Below are 17,466 nucleotides of genomic sequence, written 5' to 3'. Positions count from 1 at the left end.
TGCGTGAACAGCGGTACGTTCCGTGGTTGTTTTCCACCGAATCGAAAGGCGCTGCATGGCAAGGGACTTGACGCAACTCGAGCTTCTGACGGAGCTGGAGCCGGTCGTCGCGACCAATATCGACCGGCATTTGAATACAGCCAAGGAGTGGTGTCCGCACGATTACGTTCCCTGGGACGAGGGCCGCAACTTCGCGGCAATGGGTGGCGAGGATTGGGACCCCGAGCAGTCACGGCTCTCGGAAGTCGCCAAGGTCGCGATGATCACGAATCTGCTCACCGAAGACAACTTGCCTTCCTACCACCGAGTGATATCCGAGAACTTCTCTCGCGACGGTGCGTGGGGCACCTGGGTCGGCCGCTGGACCGCCGAGGAAAACCGCCACGCCATCGCCATGCGCGACTACCTCGTATGCACCCGCGCCGTCGATCCCGTCGCCTTGGAGAACGACCGGATGGTGCATATGACCCGCGGTGTACATCCGCCGGACACCTTCGGCGGTGTGCTCGATCAGGTCGCGTATGTGACTTTCCAGGAGCTGGCCACCCGGGTCAGCCATCGCAGCACAGGCCGAGTCTGCGACGACCCGGTCGCCGAACGCATGCTGCAACGCATCGCGGCCGATGAGAATCTGCACATGATGTTCTATCGCAACGTCGCCGGCGCCGCGTTCGACATCGCTCCCGACCAGACGATCGAGTCCGTGACCGCGATAGTCAAGACGTTCGCCATGCCGGGCACTGGTATGCCGAACTGGCGCCGCAATGGCGTGTTGATGGTCAAGCACGGGATCTACGACCTGCGCCAGCACCTGGATGAGGTCTTGTTGCCGGTCCTGCGAATCTGGAATGTCTTCAAACGCTCCGATTTCACCGCACGTGGTGAACGCAGCCGCGAAGAACTCGACGCGTACCTCGATAAACTCGGTCGCGACGTCATCCGATTCGAAGAACAACGCGCCCGCATCCTCGCCCGCGAGGCAGCGCGGGTCGGGTAGCTCTCCCGGACGTCACGAACACCCCGTGACTGTGGCGTCCTGTCCGGTGCTCGGTCACCCGTTACTCCCTCGACCCGTCAGGCGGAGGGAGTGCGGAAGTAGTGGCCTCGGTCGAGGTCGTCGATGAGCCCTGGACCGGTCGGCTGCCAGTCCAGAAGTTTGCGGGTCACGGCGCTCGACGCTCGGACGTCGACTCCGATGAAGCTGGCCAAAAAGCCGAAATGCTCGCCCGCCTCCTCCTCGGGGATCGAGGCCGACGGCAGGTTCAGATGGCGGCCGATCACTTCGGCGATGTCGCGGATCGGTACTCCCTCCTCCGCAACCGCATGCAGCACCGTTCCGGCCGGCGCCTGCAGCGCCAGTCGGAACAAGCGCGCGGCGTCGAGCCGGTGCACCGTGGGCCAGCAGGTGGATCCGTCGCCGAGGTAGCCGGAAACGCCTTTGTCTCGGGCGATGCCGACCAGGGCCGGGACGAAGCCGTGATCTCCTTCGCCGTGCACCGATGGAGGAAGTCGCAGAACCGATGAGCGCACGCCGCGCGTGGCGAGAGCTAGAGCCGCCTGCGCACCGGCGTTTCGAGGTGTCTCCGAGTCGGGAGCAGGCATGTCGTGCTCGGTCGCCACCCGCCCCGCCGGAAGTCCGAGCGTTCCGGAGGCGATAACGAAAGGCCGACCGGAGTTTTCGAGCGCCGCGCCGATCGTCTCGATTGCGCGTCGGTCCATGTGCGAGGCACCCACGTAGTCGGCAAAGTCGTGGTTGAACGCGAGGTGGATGACCCCGTCGGATGCGGCAGCGCCGTCCCGCAGGCTGTCGAGATCGTCGAGAGCACCGCGATGCACTGCCGCCCCGGCCGCGGTCAGGGCTGCGGCCGAGTTATCCGAGCGAGCGAGCCCGACGACCTCATGGCCTGCGCCCAAAAGCTCGGGAACCACTGCCGAGCCGATGAAACCGGATGCGCCGGTGACGAATACACGCATGGGAGAACCTCCAGGTGATCAGCTGGTCGAGGCTTCTGCCTCGCACCACGACAGTCTGATGTCAGTCACTGTCATCACTAACCATACATTCGATGTCAGTCACTGTCATCAGCTACGATCGTGACATGAGTCGATGGGAGCCGAACGCGCGCGGCCGACTCGAGCAGGCCGCGCTCGATCTCTACCTCGAGCACGGATTCGAACAGACCACAGTGGCGGAGATCGCCAGACGAGCCGGTCTCACGGAGCGAACGTTCTTCCGGCACTTCGCCGATAAGCGCGAGGTGCTGTTCTCCAACTCACTTCAGGAGCTTCTCGTCAGCACCATTGCCGGTGCCTCCGATTCCGCGGCGCCGATCGCCGCCGTCACCACCGCCCTCGAGGCTGCCGGTGCGCTGCTTCAGCAGCGCCGCGAACTCTCCCAGCGGCGCCAGGCCGTAATCGCCGCGAACGCGGGGCTGCAAGAGCGCGAGCTGATCAAACTCGCATCACTCGCCTCGGCTATGGCCGAGGCGTTGCGCGACCGTGGGGTCCGAGACCCCGCCGCGAGCCTCACCGCGGAGGTAGGAATCGCCGTCTTCAAGATCGCCTTCGAGCGCTGGATCAACGATCCGGACCAACCAGACCTGGCACAACTCGTCCGCAAGTCACTCGATGAACTCAAAGTCGTGACCGCACAGGCGTAATTCATCGGACATCGGATCCGTGCCCCGGCTACGTCACTCCCGAACTATCAGCCTGAAGCCGAGGTGGGAGGTCGATGTGTCGACGGCTTGCGCCATTCGTGCGGCCGGTCGGTATCGGCGGCAGTAGTTGGGTGCACACAGGTGCGATCCGCCTTTGATGACCTTTCGAGCGAATTGCGACTGTGCCGGGTCGCGGCTGCCCTCCCGTGTGCCGCCCCGTGGATTGGCGGTGACACAGCAGGTATGCGTGGGGGCTTGGTGCGCGGTGTACCAGTCGTGGGTCCACTCCCACACATTGCCGATCGTGTCCGCCAACCCGTACCCGTTGGGCGGGAACGCGCCGACCGGCGACGTCCCCTCGAATCCGTCCACGCGCGTGTTGTGATGGGGGAATTCACCGTGCCAAGTGTTTGCCATCACCGTGTTTCCGGGCTCGAACTCGTCGCCCCAGGCAAACTCGGTGCCGTCGAGACCCCCTCGGCAGGCGTACTCCCACTCCGCCTCGGTCGGCACGTCCTTGCCCGCCCAGTCGGCATACGCCGCAACGTCCTCCCAGGCCACATGTACCACCGGATGGTCCGGCCGCTTTCGTATGGAGCTGCCCGGGCCCTGTGGGTGTCGCCAGTCGGCGCCCGGAACCCAATGCCACCACCGGTAGGGTTGGTCGAGGCGCACCTGGCGATCGGGTTTGACGAACACAGAGGAGCCGGCGACGAGCAAGGCCGGGTCGGCATCGGGATAGTCGGCGGCCGCGGGGGGCCGTTCGGCGACGGTCACGTATCGGGTGCGGGAAGCGAACCGTGCGAATTCGGCGTTCGTCACCGGATGCGGATCGATCCAGAATCCATCGACCGACACCCGGTGCGCGGGCGCCTCCTCGGGATAGTCCATGTCCGAACCCATCGTGTATGTGCCGCCCTCGATCCACACCATTTGTCCGCGACGGCCCGACGGTGTGGACCGTGACGCTGCGATGGTCGAACTCACCGCGCCCACCTCACTCGTGCGTCTCGAAGACGGGCTCGGTAATCGGTCCGCCGGTAGCTCGTTCGCCGCTGCACTCATGCCGTCTCCACATTCCTGCTGATGAATGGCCTCGCAGTCCGTGATGTCAGTGTGCCCGTGAAGTAGCCGAAGTTTCTCACCCCACGCGGGTGATGTGACCGCTTCGGCGTCTCCCTAGCGTGGAGCGGGGGTTACACGTGAGGAGGAATGCATGCCAAATCCATTCCGCGGTGTGGTCAACCTCGACATCCGCGACTCGATCCCGGATTGGGGCCCGTACGAGCAGCCCAAGGCTCCGCCCGGTTCCCCGAATGTGCTGTACATCGTGCTCGACGACGTGGGCTTCGGCGCCATGGGTTGCTACGGCGGCCCGATCGAGACCCCGAATATCGACCGGATCGCCGCGAACGGGTTGCGCTACAGCCAGTGGCACACCACCGCCCTGTGCTCTCCGACCCGCTCCTGCCTGCTCACCGGCCGCAACCACACCACCAACGGCATGGCCTGCATCAGCGAGGCCGCGGTGGGCTTCCCCGGCGGCAATGGCCACATCCCTCCCGAATGCGCCACCCTTGCCGAGATCCTGGTCGAGCGGGGCTACAGCACCGCCATGGTCGGCAAGTGGCATTTGTGCGCCGAGGACGAGATGAACCTGGCGTCCACCAAGCGAAACTGGCCCATCGGCCGCGGCTTCGAGCGCTTCTACGGCTTCCTCGGCGCGGAGACCAACCAGTGGTACCCGGACCTGGTGCACGACAACCACCCCGTCGAGCAGCCGGCCACGCCTGAGCAGGGCTACCACTTCAGCGTCGACATCACCGACAAGGCCATCCAGTACATCGACGATGTCAAGGCGATTGCTCCGGACCGGCCGGTGTTCATGTACTACGCGCCGGGCTGCGCGCACGCTCCGCACCAAGTGCCGCGCGAATGGATCGAGCGTTACCGCGGCCGGTTCGACGCGGGGTACGAGGTGATGCGTGAGCAGACCCTGGCCAGGCAGAAGGAGATGGGGCTGGTCCCGCAGAACACCCAGCTCCCCCCGCTCAACCCGATCGGTACCCCCGAGACCCGCAGCGGGCCCGACGGTCAGCCGTTCCCGCCGCTGGACTACACCCGGCCCTGGGCCACCCTCTCCGACGACGAGCAGCGGCTCTTCGCCCGCATGGCCGAGGTGTACGCCGGCTTCCTCTCGCACTGCGACGACCAGATCGGCCGCCTGCTCTCGTACTTGGAGATGATCGAGGAGCTCGATAACACCATCATCGTGTTGGTCTCCGACAATGGAGCCAGCGGCGAGGGTGGCCCGGACGGCTCGGTCAATGAGAACAGGATGGCCAATAGCGTTCCGGACAACCTGGCCGAGAATATGGCCAAGCTGGACGAACTGGGCAGCCCCACGACCTACAACCACTACCCGAACGGGTGGGCGATGGCCTTCAACACCCCGTTCAAAATGTGGAAGCGATACTCGTTCAACGGCGGCACCTGCGACCCGTGCCTCATCTCCTGGCCCGCCGGGATCAAGGCCCACGGCGAGACCCGCGACCAGTACCACCACGCCGTCGACGTGGTGCCCACCTTGTTGGACTGCCTCGGCATCGAGCTTCCGGAAACGGTGAAGGGCCACGCCCAGACGCCGATTCAAGGGGTGAGCATGCGCTACAGCTTCGACGCGGCCAACATCCCGACCGCCAAGCACACCCAGTTCTATTCGATGCTCGGCGGCCGAGGCATCTGGCACGATGGCTGGAAGGCGGTCACCACCCACCCGACCCTCAGCGGGTGGAGCCATTTCCCCGATGACACCTGGGAGCTCTACCACACCGACCAGGATCGCGCCGAGCTCCACGATCTCGCCGCCGAGGAACCCGGCAAACTCGCCGAACTCATCGGCCTGTGGTTCTACGAGGCCGGCGCCAACCAGGCGTTCCCGCTCGACGACCGCTCCGGGGTCGAGATCATCACCACCCCACGTCCCCAGCTCGCGTCGCCGCGCAACCGTTATGTGTACCGTCCCGGCGGTGCCGAGGTGCCCGAGTCGGTCGCGGTCAATATCCGCAACCGTTCCTACTCGATCGGCGCGCTCGTCGACTTGCCCGGCCCGGGTGCGGCCGGGGTGCTGTTCTCCCACGGCGGCCGGTTCGGCGGACATGCCCTGTACATCAAGGACAACCGGCTGCACTACGTCTACAACTTCCTGGGCAGCGAGGAACAAAAGATCAGCGCGACCGAGGACCTGCCGACCGGTCAGAACCTGATCCTGGCCGCCTCCTTCGACAAGAAGAGCGAGGACCCGCCCGGCACCGCCCGAGGCATCCTCAGCCTCTACTACGGCGACCGTAAGGTCGGCGAGGGCCGGATCAAGACCCAGCCCGGAAAGTTCAGCATCGCGGGCGAGGGTCTGCATGCCGGCCGCGACAATGCGGAGGCAGTCACCGACGACTACCCCGGAACCTCCCCGTGGGCGTTCACCGGCGGGACCCTGCATCGGGTTGCTGTCGATGTCAGCGGTGAACCGTACGTCGACCTCGAACGCGAAGCCGTCGCAATGCTGTCACGCGAGTAGCGGTAGGGAACCGTTCATACCGATACGCGCCGACTCGACGATTCCCGAAACCATTGGATCCGTGCGGATCCCGGTGCAGTGGTTCACCTTCGACGTGTGTTCCGAGCAATACCGTCCGGCAGGCCGATGCGGCCTGCCGGACGCCCGTTCCGACCGAGGATGCCGATTCACCCGGAGCGGCAGTCGGCCCACCGCCTGGGTCGATCGATTGTCGGACGCGAACTCGCTTGGCTCGCCGTGGTTCCCGGCAACAGCCGTGCCACGGTGGTCGAGTGCGCGACGGTCTGCGCTGTCGGTGCTGGCTGTTAGGTTGCCGAGCATGGAGCTCGAACTACCGCCCCCGGATGTGTTGCTGGCGCGAATCGCGTTGGCCGACGTCATGTTCTGCGCGACGGTCGGAGTGGCATTCGAGGCCGAGGCCGTCAGCCGGGTGGACGGCGGCAGGCTGACCGTGGAAGACGGTGCGGGGAACTGGTTGTCGGTAGTGCGCTATCCCGGTGGTCGGGCGCTACTGTACGGCGGGGACGAGAGTAGTGAGGTCTGGGAACGGGACGCGCCCTACGATCCGCTCGCGGATGCACCGGACTGGGTCCGCTGTGCCGAACTGACCACCGCGCACCCCTGGCTCGACGACGATCCCGTCGGGTTCGTGCGTTGGTGGGAGGAGGGCATATGGCGGCGCACGCCGATCGACCTCGATGACGGCCTCTTCTGCGGTATCCGCTCCTACGCTGATGCCGAGGAGTTCGCGAGCAAGTTCAAAGGGCAAGCGGTCGACGCGTCCTGGTTGACCTTCGACTACGAGTCGCAGCAATTCCGCAGCGGTTCCGTTGAGCTCGCCGCCTTCGAGGCCCTGTGCGCGGCGGCGGGACGAGGCGCCGTCGGCCGCGAACAGCTCGACCTCCTCCCCGCCGCCATCCGCGACGCGGCGGGCGAGCACCTCTGGCGCGCCGGTGTAATTGTCGGCGCCCCCAAGGTCACCGAGCCGCTGGCCCAGTGAGATATCGCCTGACGAGGCGCTAAGGCCCGGGGCAGCGCTCGAGCCACCACCATCCGCCTGCCAGCTCCATCGTGGGGCAGATAGGATCACCGAATCCGTCATACGGCCCGGACTCGGGCGTTCCGGTGAAGTGCCCGTAGCCGATGGCGCCGTCGGGGATTCCGAGATAGTCGGGCACGAACCGTACTGGCTGTCCCCCATTGATTCCGATAACCGCCACCTTGCAGTTCGCCGAAACGAAGCACAGGTGGCTCGGTAGCTCGACACCGTAGTAGTCGCCTCGGCCACGCTCCGGCACCTCGACCGTAGCCACCGCGGCAAACGCCGGGCGCTCGAGCCAAAACCGGCTCCACACCGCGGCCTTGGGGTTGACGACACAGAAGATGGGTCCGCTGACCCCGATGAGTGCCAGCATCACGGTGGCCAGCACGGGCCACTGATGCATGTCGCGGCTGGCCTGCCACAGCGCGAGAGCCAGGAGAGCGATCAAGATCAGGAACGCCAGTGCGAGCACCGGAAGGGCGAGGAGCCAGAGCTGAGTCAGTATCCAGCCGCGATGCAGCGTTACGCCGAGCGCGACCAGGGTCAGGAGAGCGGCTGACAGGGGCGGCGCGGCGGACCGAAGCGTCTTGGCGAACACAACGGCAACCTATATCGGCGATGTGCGTGGTTCGCGCGGGAATTGTGGAGATGGCGTGTAGCCGGGCGGTCGTCAGGCTCCGGCGATTACCGGGGTTCGGGCGCGCGGGTCCGCGCCGCGGGCCCGGAATTCTTGGGGTGGACAGTCTTTCCATCGGCGGAAGGCGCGGATGAACGAGGCGGCCTCGGCGTAGCCGAGGTGCGCGGCGACCTGCTCGGTGGTCATATCGGTGTGGGTGAGCAGCTCCTCGGCCCTTGTCCGGCGCACCTCGTCGAGCAGTGCGCGGAATGAAGTGCCCTCTTCGTTGAGGCGTCGCGACAGTGTGCGTGGGCTCACGAATAGTTCACCGGCGACGCCGATCTGGTCCGGAATCGTGCCGGGGTTGCGGACCAGCAGGTTACGCACCGCCTCGGTCACTCCGGTGTCGGACCGGCGCAGGGGCGACGGGTGTGCGCTGGATGTGGTGCGGCGAAGATCCCGGTCGACCATGAGCTCGTATTCCTCGATGAAACGCATACCAGACGGTTGGCGAAATGTAGCAATGAGCGGCTCTCAGCATGGGCCGAACGAGAAATCTTCCGGCACTCGGCTTCGCCGAGAGCGGACGGGAGCCGCGATCGCGTGTTGTCACGCCATACTCATCCCGCGGACTCGAGGCCACCTGCTCCGGATACCGTTGGGTGACACTGACGTTTGTACTCATCAAGGCCTCAGCCGTTGTCCTGCACGAATGATCAGCAGCGTCCTGCGCTGCTCGCGGAAATGGGGAATTCGGGTGTCTTCTCGCCCAGGTAGTCAGCACGTCCAGCGGACGTCTGCGGTCGACGGGTTCCGGCTGGCGTACGACCGAATCGGGGCTGGAGCCCCGGTGGTTCTGCTGCACGGATGGCCCAGCGACAGAACCGAATACCGCGACGTGGTCCCGCTCTTGCCGATGCATGACGTCGTCGTGCCGGACCTGCGCGGCTTCGGCGCATCCGACAAGCACCTGGAGGCCCCTTCGACCCACTACAGCGCCGACGCGCAAGCACGCAGCATCATCGGACTCATCGAGGAATTGCAGCTGGACCGGCCCGTCCTCGGCGGGCATGACATCGGCAGCAGGATCGCGCTCGCGGTGGCGCTCCAGCGTCCAGATTTGATACGTGCACTCGTGCTTACGCCGCCGTTGCCGGGTATCGGCGAACGGATCCTATCCGTCGAAGCACAACGAGAGTTCTGGTATGTGTCGTTCAACCAGCTCCGGCTCGCCGACGAACTCATCGACGGCAAGGCCGACGCCGTCCGCGCCTTTCTGTTCCACTTCTGGTCGCACTGGTCCGGACCCGACTTCGTCCTTGCCGAAGATCATCTCGATCACCTTGTCTCCGTGTACTCCCAGCCGGGTGCATTCACCGCATCCCTAGCCTGGTACCGGGTCGGCACCGGAGGAGTCGCCCGCATCGCCGCCGAACGCGCGCCTGCCCCGGCCCAGCGCCTCGCCGTACCCACCACTGTGCTCTGGCCGGAGCATGACGTATTGTTCCCCAGCAGTTGGGCCGATCGGCTGACTCATTACTTCGCCGCGCTACACATCCATCACGTTGACGATGCGGGACACTTCATTCCACTGGAGAGCCCCCGAACGTTCGCCACCGCCCTGATCCAAGCCGCGACTCGAGGCACCGCTGCTCGAAACTCGCCGTGACAGGGTACGGACCGCCGACCAGGCGAATTCGTCGCTACACCTGTCGGATACGGGAACCGTGTCTCATCGGGCGGCGCGGAGTTCGGCCCTGACCGGGCAGTTCGGCTGCGAAAATCTTCGTGGCAGTGCCGATTCAGGGCTGATCGGCGAACAACTGTGTGATGAGCGCCAATATTCGCGTGTTGTCGAAACGATCCGGCTCGTCCAGGATGAGCCGGGCTGCGGTCTGGATCACCCCTTGCGTAATGTGCACCAGCACATCCAGATCCACCGGATCGCCCGCGGTCCCCCCACGATCCACCTGCCAGTCGGCGAATGCCCGGCACAGCGGTGCACTCAGCTCCTCCCTCGCCTTCTCGACGCGCTCACGCAGGATCGGTGGCACCCCGTCGATCGGGTAGTACACCAGGCGCCAGGTATCCGGCATGGCGCGCACTTCGTCGAGGAACCGTGCCAAACCGGCCGAGAGTGCCTCCGAGGGGACGAGATCCGCCCCGACAGGTGTCTCCGGATCGGTCTCGGAGACGGCTCGCACGACAGCCTCCCGCATCCGTGTCGTCTCCCGCTCGATCAGGTCGTGTAGCACTTCGTCTCGGCTGCCGAAGGAATCGTAAACCACCGGCCGGGTGACACCGCCGCGCTCGGCCACCGCGGCGATGCTCACATCGGCGAACCCGGATTCGACGACGATCTGCAGCGCGGTGTCCAGCAGTTGCTGCCGCCGGTCAGCCGGCTGTAACCGTTTGGCGTAGCGACGCCGGGCCGGTACGGACGTCTCGCGTTTCGCGGGGGTCATGACGCCGACCCCTGCCCGCCGATTCCGATGGCCGCGGCCACCCGGCGGACCAGCCAGCGCAGGGTATCGCCGATGGCGGTACGCCGCTCCGACCCGCCATCGGCCACGACCAGCCGTGCCGCGGTCTCGCTGGCGCTGATCGCCGCGTGACTCCACAACTCCGCGTCGATCTCACGATCGTTCATGGCGGCGAGCGCGGTCAGTACGAACTCGGCGCGTTCCCGAATGATGTTGCGGCCACGGTCGACCCGTTCATGCACCGAGGCGGGCACGCCGTCGGCGGGCATCAAGGCGAAGCGCCAAGTTTCGGGCGCGGACAGGACCAGGTCGAGGTAGACGTCGACCTGGTCCAAGGCCGTTGCGAGCAGGTCGGTACCGGGCCGGATCTCCATTGTCGCCGTTGCGGCCATATCCAGGACCCGGACCTCTTCGCGATCGATCAGCTCCTCGAAAAGTTCGTCGCGATCGCCGAATTCGGCGTACAGCGCGGGCCGGGTGAGACCCGCGGCTCGCGCGATGGCGTGCATGCTCGCGCTCGCGTACCCCTCGCGCAGGATGACGCCCCGCGCCGCATCGAGGATACGTTCGCGTCGGTCCGACATCATCTCCTCCGGGGCTCGCGGCAGTGTGGACCGCGCCGGCGCACGCAGCGGTACGCGGCGCGATTCGCTCCACGGTACCGCGACTGCGTGAGCCGATTCTCTGTGACCGCCTCCGCAATCCGCGATCTCGGCAATGTCTTACACGCATAACTCGTCGATGTCGGCACGACCTCGTGTCATCGCCGGGTAAACGGAACGCCCCTCAACGCCCGAGGCCCTCATATCATGCGCCGGAGCGGGTATCCCCCTGGGAAATCTATGCGATTACGGAAACGGGAATGGTTAACTTTACGCCGTTGTATTTGGCCGAAATGTGGTGCTAGCGTTGCCTATGTTGGTGGGGCGCGTCACAGTCTCATCCCATGCCGAAGGCGCCCCGGGGCAGCGGGACGAGCGGCAACCGGGTGGGAGCGAGTCGGATAGCAGCGTCATGTTCGGGCCTACCCGGGTCCGGAACTATCGATGCCGTGGCTCGCACCGCCACGCACAACCGAGCCGTCGAGATCTGCGGTGCGGGAAGGGGTTCTGTGTGCGGACCACCGAGGGTGATTCGCGACGCGGGACGTGAGGGAGGCTTCATGAAGGTTGCGGCACCGGCCCCGCAGCGGGCGGAACCGAGTACGGATCAGGGGGAATCGCCGACAACAACGCGGATCATCCGCGAGAATGTCAGCAGCACAGTGGTTTCCAGTGTGCGCACTTTCGGGCGCGCGGTCGATCTCGCGATCGAATCGGTGCGCGGCACCATCACCGACATCCTGGGCATGCGCTTCCAGTGGCACGAGATGCTGCGCCAGGCCTGGTATCTGGTCACCGTCACCGCATTGCCCGCGGTCTTGATGGCGGTTCCGTTCGGCGTGGTCGTCTCGGTGCAGGTCGGCAATCTGATACACCAACTCGGCGCGGATTCGATGATCGGAGCGGCGGGCGGGCTGGGCGTAATCCAACAGGGCGCCCCGATCGCGACCGGGCTGCTGCTCGGCGGTGCGGGCGCGTCGGCCATTGCCGCCGATCTCGGAGCGCGCACGGTGCGAGAGGAGATCGACGCGCTACGCACCATGGGCATCAGTCCGGTACACCGCCTCGTGATTCCGCGGGTCGTGGCAATGATGCTGGTCGCGCCGCTGCTGAATATCCTGATCATCTTCGTGGGCATCGTCTCCGGCTACGCGGTCGCGATCAGTGCCCAGAATGTGACGCCAGGCAGCTATTGGGCGACCTTCGGTTCGTTCGCGGTGGTCGCCGATGTGTGGATCTCGCTGGCCAAGGCCATGCTGTTCGGATTCCTGGTGGTCATCATCGCCTGCCAGCGCGGTCTGGAGGCTAGGGGTGGTCCGCGCGGAGTGGCCGACGGGGTGAATGCCGCCGTAGTGGTGTCGGTGGCCGCGATCATCGTGATCAACCTCGTCATCACCCAGGTCGTCGCGATGTTCCTGCCGCTGCGGGTGGCATGATGACGGCCACCCCCTACCGCCCGCGTGGGCTCGGCTGGGCGTATCGCATTGTCGAACACCGGGATCGAGTCTTCACCCCGATCGAGAACACCGGCTTCCTGCTCGGCTTCGTCTTCCAGGCGCTGTGGGCTATCCCGCTCACACTGCGCCGTTACCGGGCGCAGACGATGCGCACCATTACCGATATGACCTGGGGCCGAGGGTCGGTCATTGTCGGCGGCGGCACGGTGCCGATGCTGGTGGTGCTCGGCGTCGCCATGGGCGCGGGCGTCGGAATCCAATCCTTCGCCGCGCTCGATCTGATCGGGCTCGGACCGGTCACCGGCGTGGTGTCGGCGTTCGCGAACACCAGGGAGCTGGCCCCGATCGCGGCGGCCGTCGGATTCGCCGCTCAGGCAGGCTGCCGGATGACCGCCGAGATCGGTTCCATGCGCATCTCCGAGGAGATCGACGCCATCGAATCGCTAGGGCTGCGGTCGATTCCGTTCGTGGTGACGACCAGGGTCATCGCGGGCGCCATCGCGATCGTGCCGACCTTTCTGATCGCGTTGATCCTCAGCTACCTCGCCTGCTCGGCCGTGATCGTCCTGCTGCACGGCCAGGCAGGCGGGGTGTACGACCACTACTTCTTCCAGTTCACCAGCGGCTACGACGTACTCGCCGCGGTCGTCAAGATCCTGGTGTTCGGCGTCGCGATCATCCTGATCCATTGTTACTACGGCTTTTTCGCCTCCGGCGGGCCGGAGGGCGTCGGCATCGCGTCCGGACGGGCCGTGCGCGCCAGCTTCGTCGCCATCATCGGACTGGATATGGTGCTGACCATTCTGCTGTGGGGTATCAACTCCGCCATCGAATTCCCGGGGTGATCGCGGTGCCGAACTATGGACTTCCCGGTGTCACGATGGGCAAGCGTGGATGCCGCGTCGCGGGCTCGCTGGCGGTGGTGCTGGCGACCATCGCCGGATTCACATACCGGGCGAACCTCGATAACGCCGAACCCGGCCGGATCCAGCTGCAACTGCGCACCGAACAGGTCGGCGAGGGCGTCATACCCGGCACCCGGGTGCGCTACGACGGGGTGATGGTCGGCGAGATCACCGATATCACGGGTATCGGGCGGGGGCATCAGCTGATCACGCTGGATCTGGACAGGGACCAAACCGCAAGCCTCACCGACTCACTGACCGTCGACTACGCCCCGGAGAACCTGTTCGGTATCAGCGCGCTCACGCTGCGCCGCTCACCCGGCGGCGATCCGCTGCGCGCGGGCACGGTGATCGATCTGGCGGGAAAGGTCACCGATGTGACGATGGGCAGTCTGCTACGCGTTCTCACCGAAACCTCGACCGAAGTCTTGACACCGCAGCTCAGTCAACTGCTCGATACCTTCGGTGGTGAATTACGCGCCTACACACCGCTGCTCGAGGCGATGATCGCACTGAGCCGGGCCGTCGCCGACACCCAGCGGTACTCGCCGTCGTACCTGATCGACCAGTACGCGGCCTTCTTCCGCGGCGCGGGCGATTTCACCTCGGCCACCTTCCGGCTGCTCGACGCCATCATGAATATCGAGGTGTTCCTCAACGATCGGCCCCGCTATGACGCCACCATCGACATGGTGGTGTCGGGCGCGCTGCCCGCGATCGGAGCCGTAGGCGATGCCGCCCGCCGCCAGCTCTCCGGCTACACCGAGGCGATAACACCCTTGGTGGCCGCGCTGGCCGCGACGGTGCCCGATCCCGGACGCTCCCGTGCCGAGATCACCGAGTTGATCGACCGGCTGAACCGTATGTTCGTCGAAACCCCGGAAGGGCCCGCTGTCAATGTGGCGGTCACGCTGCGGGGTATGCCGGGGCTCGCGGTGCCGCTGCTCGGTCAGCAGGGCTACGCGGCGCTCGGGGGTACGCGATGACGACCCTTTCCATTCGCGCGGTGATCGTGCGGCTCGGACTGTTCGCGATCACCATGATCGCACTTCTGCTGGTGATCGTGCAGGCCATCACCCGGCCCATCGAGGGCGATACCCGTGCCTACACCGCCGAATTCACCGATGTCAGTGGGCTGAAGACCGGCGACGACGTGCGCATGTTCGGGGTCGGCGTCGGTAAGGTCACCGATATCGACCTGAAGGGCGTCCGCGCGGAGGTCCGCTTCACCGTGGCGCGGGACCGGCCGGTTTACGACGCCAGCATGATCGCCATCCGCTACCAGTCGCTGACCGGACAGCGCTACGTCGATATCAGACAACCGGACCGGCCCGGCGTCACACTGGCCGACGGTGCGTCGATCGGCGAGGCGAATACGGTGCCGTCGTTCGATATCACCCAGCTGTTCAACGGGCTACAGCCCGTACTCGCGGAGTTCTCCCCCGCCGCATTGAACCAGTTCACCGAAAGCGTTCTCGCGGTGATCGAGGGCAATGGTTCCGGCATCGGGCCGGCACTCGACGCGATCGACAAGCTCAGCCGGTACACCGCCGACCGGCAGGCAGTGATCTCCACCATCGTCGCCAACTTGTACACCATTTCCGACCGGATCGGTGGTCGCGCACCGCATCTGGTGACGCTGCTGCGTGGCATCGCCGAGGTGTTCACCGCGTTCCGGGCGAAGTTGGACGGCCTGCTCGACTTCGCCGCGGTCGCGCCGTCCGCGCTCGGCCCGCTCAATAGCCTGCTGGATACCCTCGGCTTCACCGAGAGCGCCAACCCGGACCTGCTCACCGATCTGCGACTGTTGTTCCCGGATCCGCAGGCGGCGCTGGATCTACTCGGCAGGTTGCCCGGACTGCTACAGGCGCTCAGCGCGACGTTGCCGCCCGCGGGCGCGCAGGCCGGTCAGGTCAGCATGACCTGCACCAAGGGCAATGCTCAACTCCCCCAGGTACTTTCCGTCCTGGTAGCCGGACAGCGGGTCGCGATATGCAACGGATGAAACGACCGATGAAGATGCTCGGGCCGCACCACGACCGCCACGAAGCAACCAAGAATCGCCGGGAATTCCGGCTCGGCGTAATCGGCGCGGCATTCCTCGCATTCCTGCTGGTGGTCACGGGGGTCATCTACCTGCTGCCGATCGGAAAGGCGACCTACACCGCCGATATCGCGGAGGCACAGTCGGTGAAGGTGGGTGACCAGGTACGCGTCGCGGGCATCACTGTCGGTGCGGTGACGAAGCTGGACCTGCGACCGGATCGGGTCCGGATGACGTTCACCGTGGAGCGCGAGGTCTTCCTCGGCGCCGAGACCACGCTGGAGATCCGCATGCTCACCGCGGTCGGCGGACACTATGTCGCCGCATTCCCCTCCGGCACAACGCCATTGGGGAAGTCGACGATCCCGGTCGATCGGGTGCGACTCCCCTACAGCCTGGTGCGCATCCTGCAGGATGCGGCCGCCCCGATCTCCCAGGTCGACGGCGACACAGTGCGCGCGAACCTCACCGCACTCCAGGAATCGCTCGCGACCAGCCCGGATTCGCTGCGTCGACTGGGCGCGGCGATGCAGTCCTTCGTTGGCATTCTCCAGCGCCAGAACACCGAGGTGTCGCGAGCGCTGGCGGTGATGGACGAGTACATGAAGACCGTCGACAGCAATAAGTCGCTGATCGGCACCTTCGTCCGCGAGATCGGCATGCTGCTGGTGCTCGGCCTGGATAAACGCGCCGAAATCGAAGTGGCGCTGACCATCGCGGCGCAACTGCTGTCCCGGCTGGCGGCGGTGGAGCCGTCCTGGCGTGAGGTGCTGGCCCCGCTGGCCGGGAAATTGCGTGAGTTGCTTCCGCAGTTGGAGGAATTGGGCGCGCAGCTCGATATCGCGATTCCCGCATGGAAGGACCTGCGGGACCGCCTGGTGGCGATGACGGCCTCCGGTGCGGGACCAGTCATCGATCAGTCGGCGCTGACTGCCGCGGTCTGCGTGCCGGTGCCGGGACGGGGGTGCTGAGATGAAACGATTATTGGCCGCACCGGGTTTCGTGACCGTGGTCGGCGCGGTGGTGCTGGCGGTGGTCACCGTCGTCGGATATCTGCTCGTGTTCGATCCGCTGAAGAAGACCGAGAGCTACTGCGCGATCATGCCGGACGCCATCGGCCTCTACCCCGGTAATCATGTGACGATGCTGGGCATTCCGGTCGGTACGGTCACCGCCATGCGCCCGGAGGGGACCGGCATCCGGGTCGAATTCGATATCGAGGTCGATCGGGCGCCACATGGGGAGGTCACCGCCACGACGGTCTCCGACACCCTGGTCGCCGATCGGAATCTCGCGGTGCTCGGCGAGGCGGCCGCACCCGGCCGCTGGAATCCCGGCACCTGCATCACCAAAACCTTCACACCCAAGAGCATCAGCGAAACGCTGCAAGGCTTTTCGAAGCTCGCGGCTCAACTGAACGGCGGTGACGACCCGGGCGACCGGAACCGGATCCGGGACAGTGTCACCGCCTTCGACCGGGCGACCGCGGGCACCGGCCCCGCGCTCAACGCATTGATCAAGGATCTGGGTGACGCATTGCGGGCACCGGACGCCGCTATCGACCACATCGGCGGTCTGCTGGATTCCTATGCGTCACTGGTCTCCAGCGTGGCAATGAACTGGGACGACATCACCACGGTCTTGCAGCGGGCGAGTACCGGCATCGCGTTCATCAACGACATCTGGAGTCGCGTCGTCCAGCTCATCGACTCACTGCTCGTCCTACTCCCCTGGCTCAATGGAATCGCGCGCGAATACGGTCGACCGCTGCTCGGTGCACTCGACGGCGCGCTGCCGGGGCTTCGCCTGCTGTCAGCGAATGTCGCATCGCTGCAACAGATAGTCGAGATGATCCCGCCGATTGTGCGGTCCTTCCAGCAGACGATCGATCCGGAATCCGGGAGTCCTCGGCTCACCTACGCGCCGCCGAAAGTGCCACTGCCGCAGGAGCAGGCCGACCAGATCTGCGCGGCGGTCAACGCGCTGTCACCCGGGCGGTGCTCCGATGCCGCGGACGGATTCCGTGTGACCGACCTGATCCCCATGGTGCTCGGAACGGCGGGTGTGCGATGAACCGGAGGAT

At 65.7% G+C, this 17,466-nt stretch carries 17 protein-coding genes; 11 read left to right on the top strand and 6 right to left on the bottom strand.

The genetic code is table 11. The features are described from left to right. Positions 1–55: 55 nt before the first annotated feature. A complete protein-coding gene (locus tag AB0H61_RS28140) occupies positions 56–997 on the top strand; it encodes an acyl-ACP desaturase (RefSeq protein ID WP_357310270.1) in 942 nt (313 codons plus the stop codon). Between the two features lie 77 nt (positions 998–1,074). On the opposite strand, the gene AB0H61_RS28135 is transcribed toward AB0H61_RS28140, so the two are convergent. Continuing rightward, the gene (locus AB0H61_RS28135) at positions 1,075–1,974 is read right to left on the bottom strand and encodes an SDR family oxidoreductase (protein ID WP_357310267.1); all 900 of its coding nucleotides are present in this window, start codon (positions 1,972–1,974) and stop codon (positions 1,075–1,077) included. Between the two features lie 125 nt (positions 1,975–2,099). Here AB0H61_RS28135 and AB0H61_RS28130 point away from each other — a divergent pair, with 125 nt between their 5' ends. Then, positions 2,100–2,660, top strand: coding sequence for a TetR family transcriptional regulator (locus tag AB0H61_RS28130; RefSeq protein ID WP_357310265.1), 561 nt, complete (start codon positions 2,100–2,102; stop codon positions 2,658–2,660). Between the two features lie 33 nt (positions 2,661–2,693). On the opposite strand, the gene AB0H61_RS28125 is transcribed toward AB0H61_RS28130, so the two are convergent. Next, the gene (locus AB0H61_RS28125; RefSeq protein ID WP_357310481.1) at positions 2,694–3,593 is read right to left on the bottom strand and encodes a formylglycine-generating enzyme family protein; all 900 of its coding nucleotides are present in this window, start codon (positions 3,591–3,593) and stop codon (positions 2,694–2,696) included. Positions 3,594–3,876: 283 nt separating this feature from the next. Here AB0H61_RS28125 and AB0H61_RS28120 point away from each other — a divergent pair, with 283 nt between their 5' ends. After that, complete coding sequence (locus tag AB0H61_RS28120; protein WP_357310263.1) at positions 3,877–6,234, top strand: arylsulfatase; 2,358 nt, start codon at positions 3,877–3,879, stop codon at positions 6,232–6,234. A gap of 319 nt (positions 6,235–6,553) precedes the next feature. Continuing rightward, positions 6,554–7,234, top strand: a complete 681-nt coding sequence (locus AB0H61_RS28115; protein WP_357310260.1) for a hypothetical protein — start codon at positions 6,554–6,556, stop codon at positions 7,232–7,234. 19 nt (positions 7,235–7,253) lie between these two features. Here the strand turns inward: AB0H61_RS28115 and AB0H61_RS28110 are convergent, their stop codons facing one another. Then, positions 7,254–7,874 (bottom strand): hypothetical protein, encoded by a 621-nt coding sequence (locus AB0H61_RS28110; protein WP_357310258.1) that lies wholly within the window; start codon positions 7,872–7,874, stop codon positions 7,254–7,256. Between the two features lie 72 nt (positions 7,875–7,946). Further along, positions 7,947–8,390 (bottom strand): AraC family transcriptional regulator, encoded by a 444-nt coding sequence (locus AB0H61_RS28105; protein ID WP_357310256.1) that lies wholly within the window; start codon positions 8,388–8,390, stop codon positions 7,947–7,949. A 259-nt stretch (positions 8,391–8,649) separates the two neighbouring features. Here AB0H61_RS28105 and AB0H61_RS28100 point away from each other — a divergent pair, with 259 nt between their 5' ends. Beyond that, positions 8,650–9,561, top strand: a complete 912-nt coding sequence (locus AB0H61_RS28100; RefSeq protein ID WP_357310254.1) for an alpha/beta hydrolase — start codon at positions 8,650–8,652, stop codon at positions 9,559–9,561. A gap of 133 nt (positions 9,562–9,694) precedes the next feature. Here AB0H61_RS28100 and AB0H61_RS28095 read toward each other — a convergent pair whose 3' ends face one another. Both AB0H61_RS28095 and AB0H61_RS28090 read right to left on the bottom strand, forming a co-directional pair. Next, entirely contained in the window at positions 9,695–10,357 is a 663-nt protein-coding gene (locus AB0H61_RS28095) for a TetR/AcrR family transcriptional regulator (protein WP_357310252.1), read from the bottom strand. Further along, positions 10,354–10,959, bottom strand: coding sequence for a helix-turn-helix domain-containing protein (locus tag AB0H61_RS28090; RefSeq protein WP_357310249.1), 606 nt, complete (start codon positions 10,957–10,959; stop codon positions 10,354–10,356). The genes AB0H61_RS28095 and AB0H61_RS28090 overlap by 4 nt, the downstream gene beginning before the upstream one ends. Positions 10,960–11,537: 578 nt before the next feature. Here AB0H61_RS28090 and AB0H61_RS28085 point away from each other — a divergent pair. From AB0H61_RS28085 to AB0H61_RS28060, 6 genes are read left to right on the top strand one after another with little or no spacing between them, the layout of a single operon-like run. Then, positions 11,538–12,413, top strand: a complete 876-nt coding sequence (locus tag AB0H61_RS28085; protein ID WP_357310247.1) for an ABC transporter permease — start codon at positions 11,538–11,540, stop codon at positions 12,411–12,413. Beyond that, positions 12,413–13,279: an ABC transporter permease gene (locus tag AB0H61_RS28080; RefSeq protein ID WP_357310245.1), complete on the top strand. Its 867-nt coding sequence runs from the start codon at positions 12,413–12,415 to the stop codon at positions 13,277–13,279. The genes AB0H61_RS28085 and AB0H61_RS28080 overlap by 1 nt, the downstream gene beginning before the upstream one ends. Beyond that, positions 13,243–14,325, top strand: a complete 1,083-nt coding sequence (locus AB0H61_RS28075) for an MlaD family protein (RefSeq protein WP_357310243.1) — start codon at positions 13,243–13,245, stop codon at positions 14,323–14,325. The genes AB0H61_RS28080 and AB0H61_RS28075 overlap by 37 nt, the downstream gene beginning before the upstream one ends. Beyond that, positions 14,322–15,344, top strand: coding sequence for an MlaD family protein (locus AB0H61_RS28070; RefSeq protein WP_357310241.1), 1,023 nt, complete (start codon positions 14,322–14,324; stop codon positions 15,342–15,344). The genes AB0H61_RS28075 and AB0H61_RS28070 overlap by 4 nt, the downstream gene beginning before the upstream one ends. After that, positions 15,341–16,354 (top strand): MlaD family protein, encoded by a 1,014-nt coding sequence (locus AB0H61_RS28065; RefSeq protein ID WP_357310238.1) that lies wholly within the window; start codon positions 15,341–15,343, stop codon positions 16,352–16,354. Before AB0H61_RS28070 ends, AB0H61_RS28065 begins: the two co-directional genes overlap by 4 nt. Position 16,355: 1 nt before the next feature. Continuing rightward, positions 16,356–17,456 (top strand): MlaD family protein, encoded by a 1,101-nt coding sequence (locus tag AB0H61_RS28060; RefSeq protein WP_357310236.1) that lies wholly within the window; start codon positions 16,356–16,358, stop codon positions 17,454–17,456. Positions 17,457–17,466: the final 10 nt, after the last annotated feature.

Source organism: Nocardia sp. NPDC050710, from assembly GCF_040654375.1.
In the GTDB taxonomy this organism is placed as follows: Bacteria; Actinomycetota; Actinomycetes; order Mycobacteriales; family Mycobacteriaceae; genus Nocardia.
Note: the sequence above shows the minus strand (reverse complement) of the source record. Positions and strands in the feature narration are given on the sequence as shown.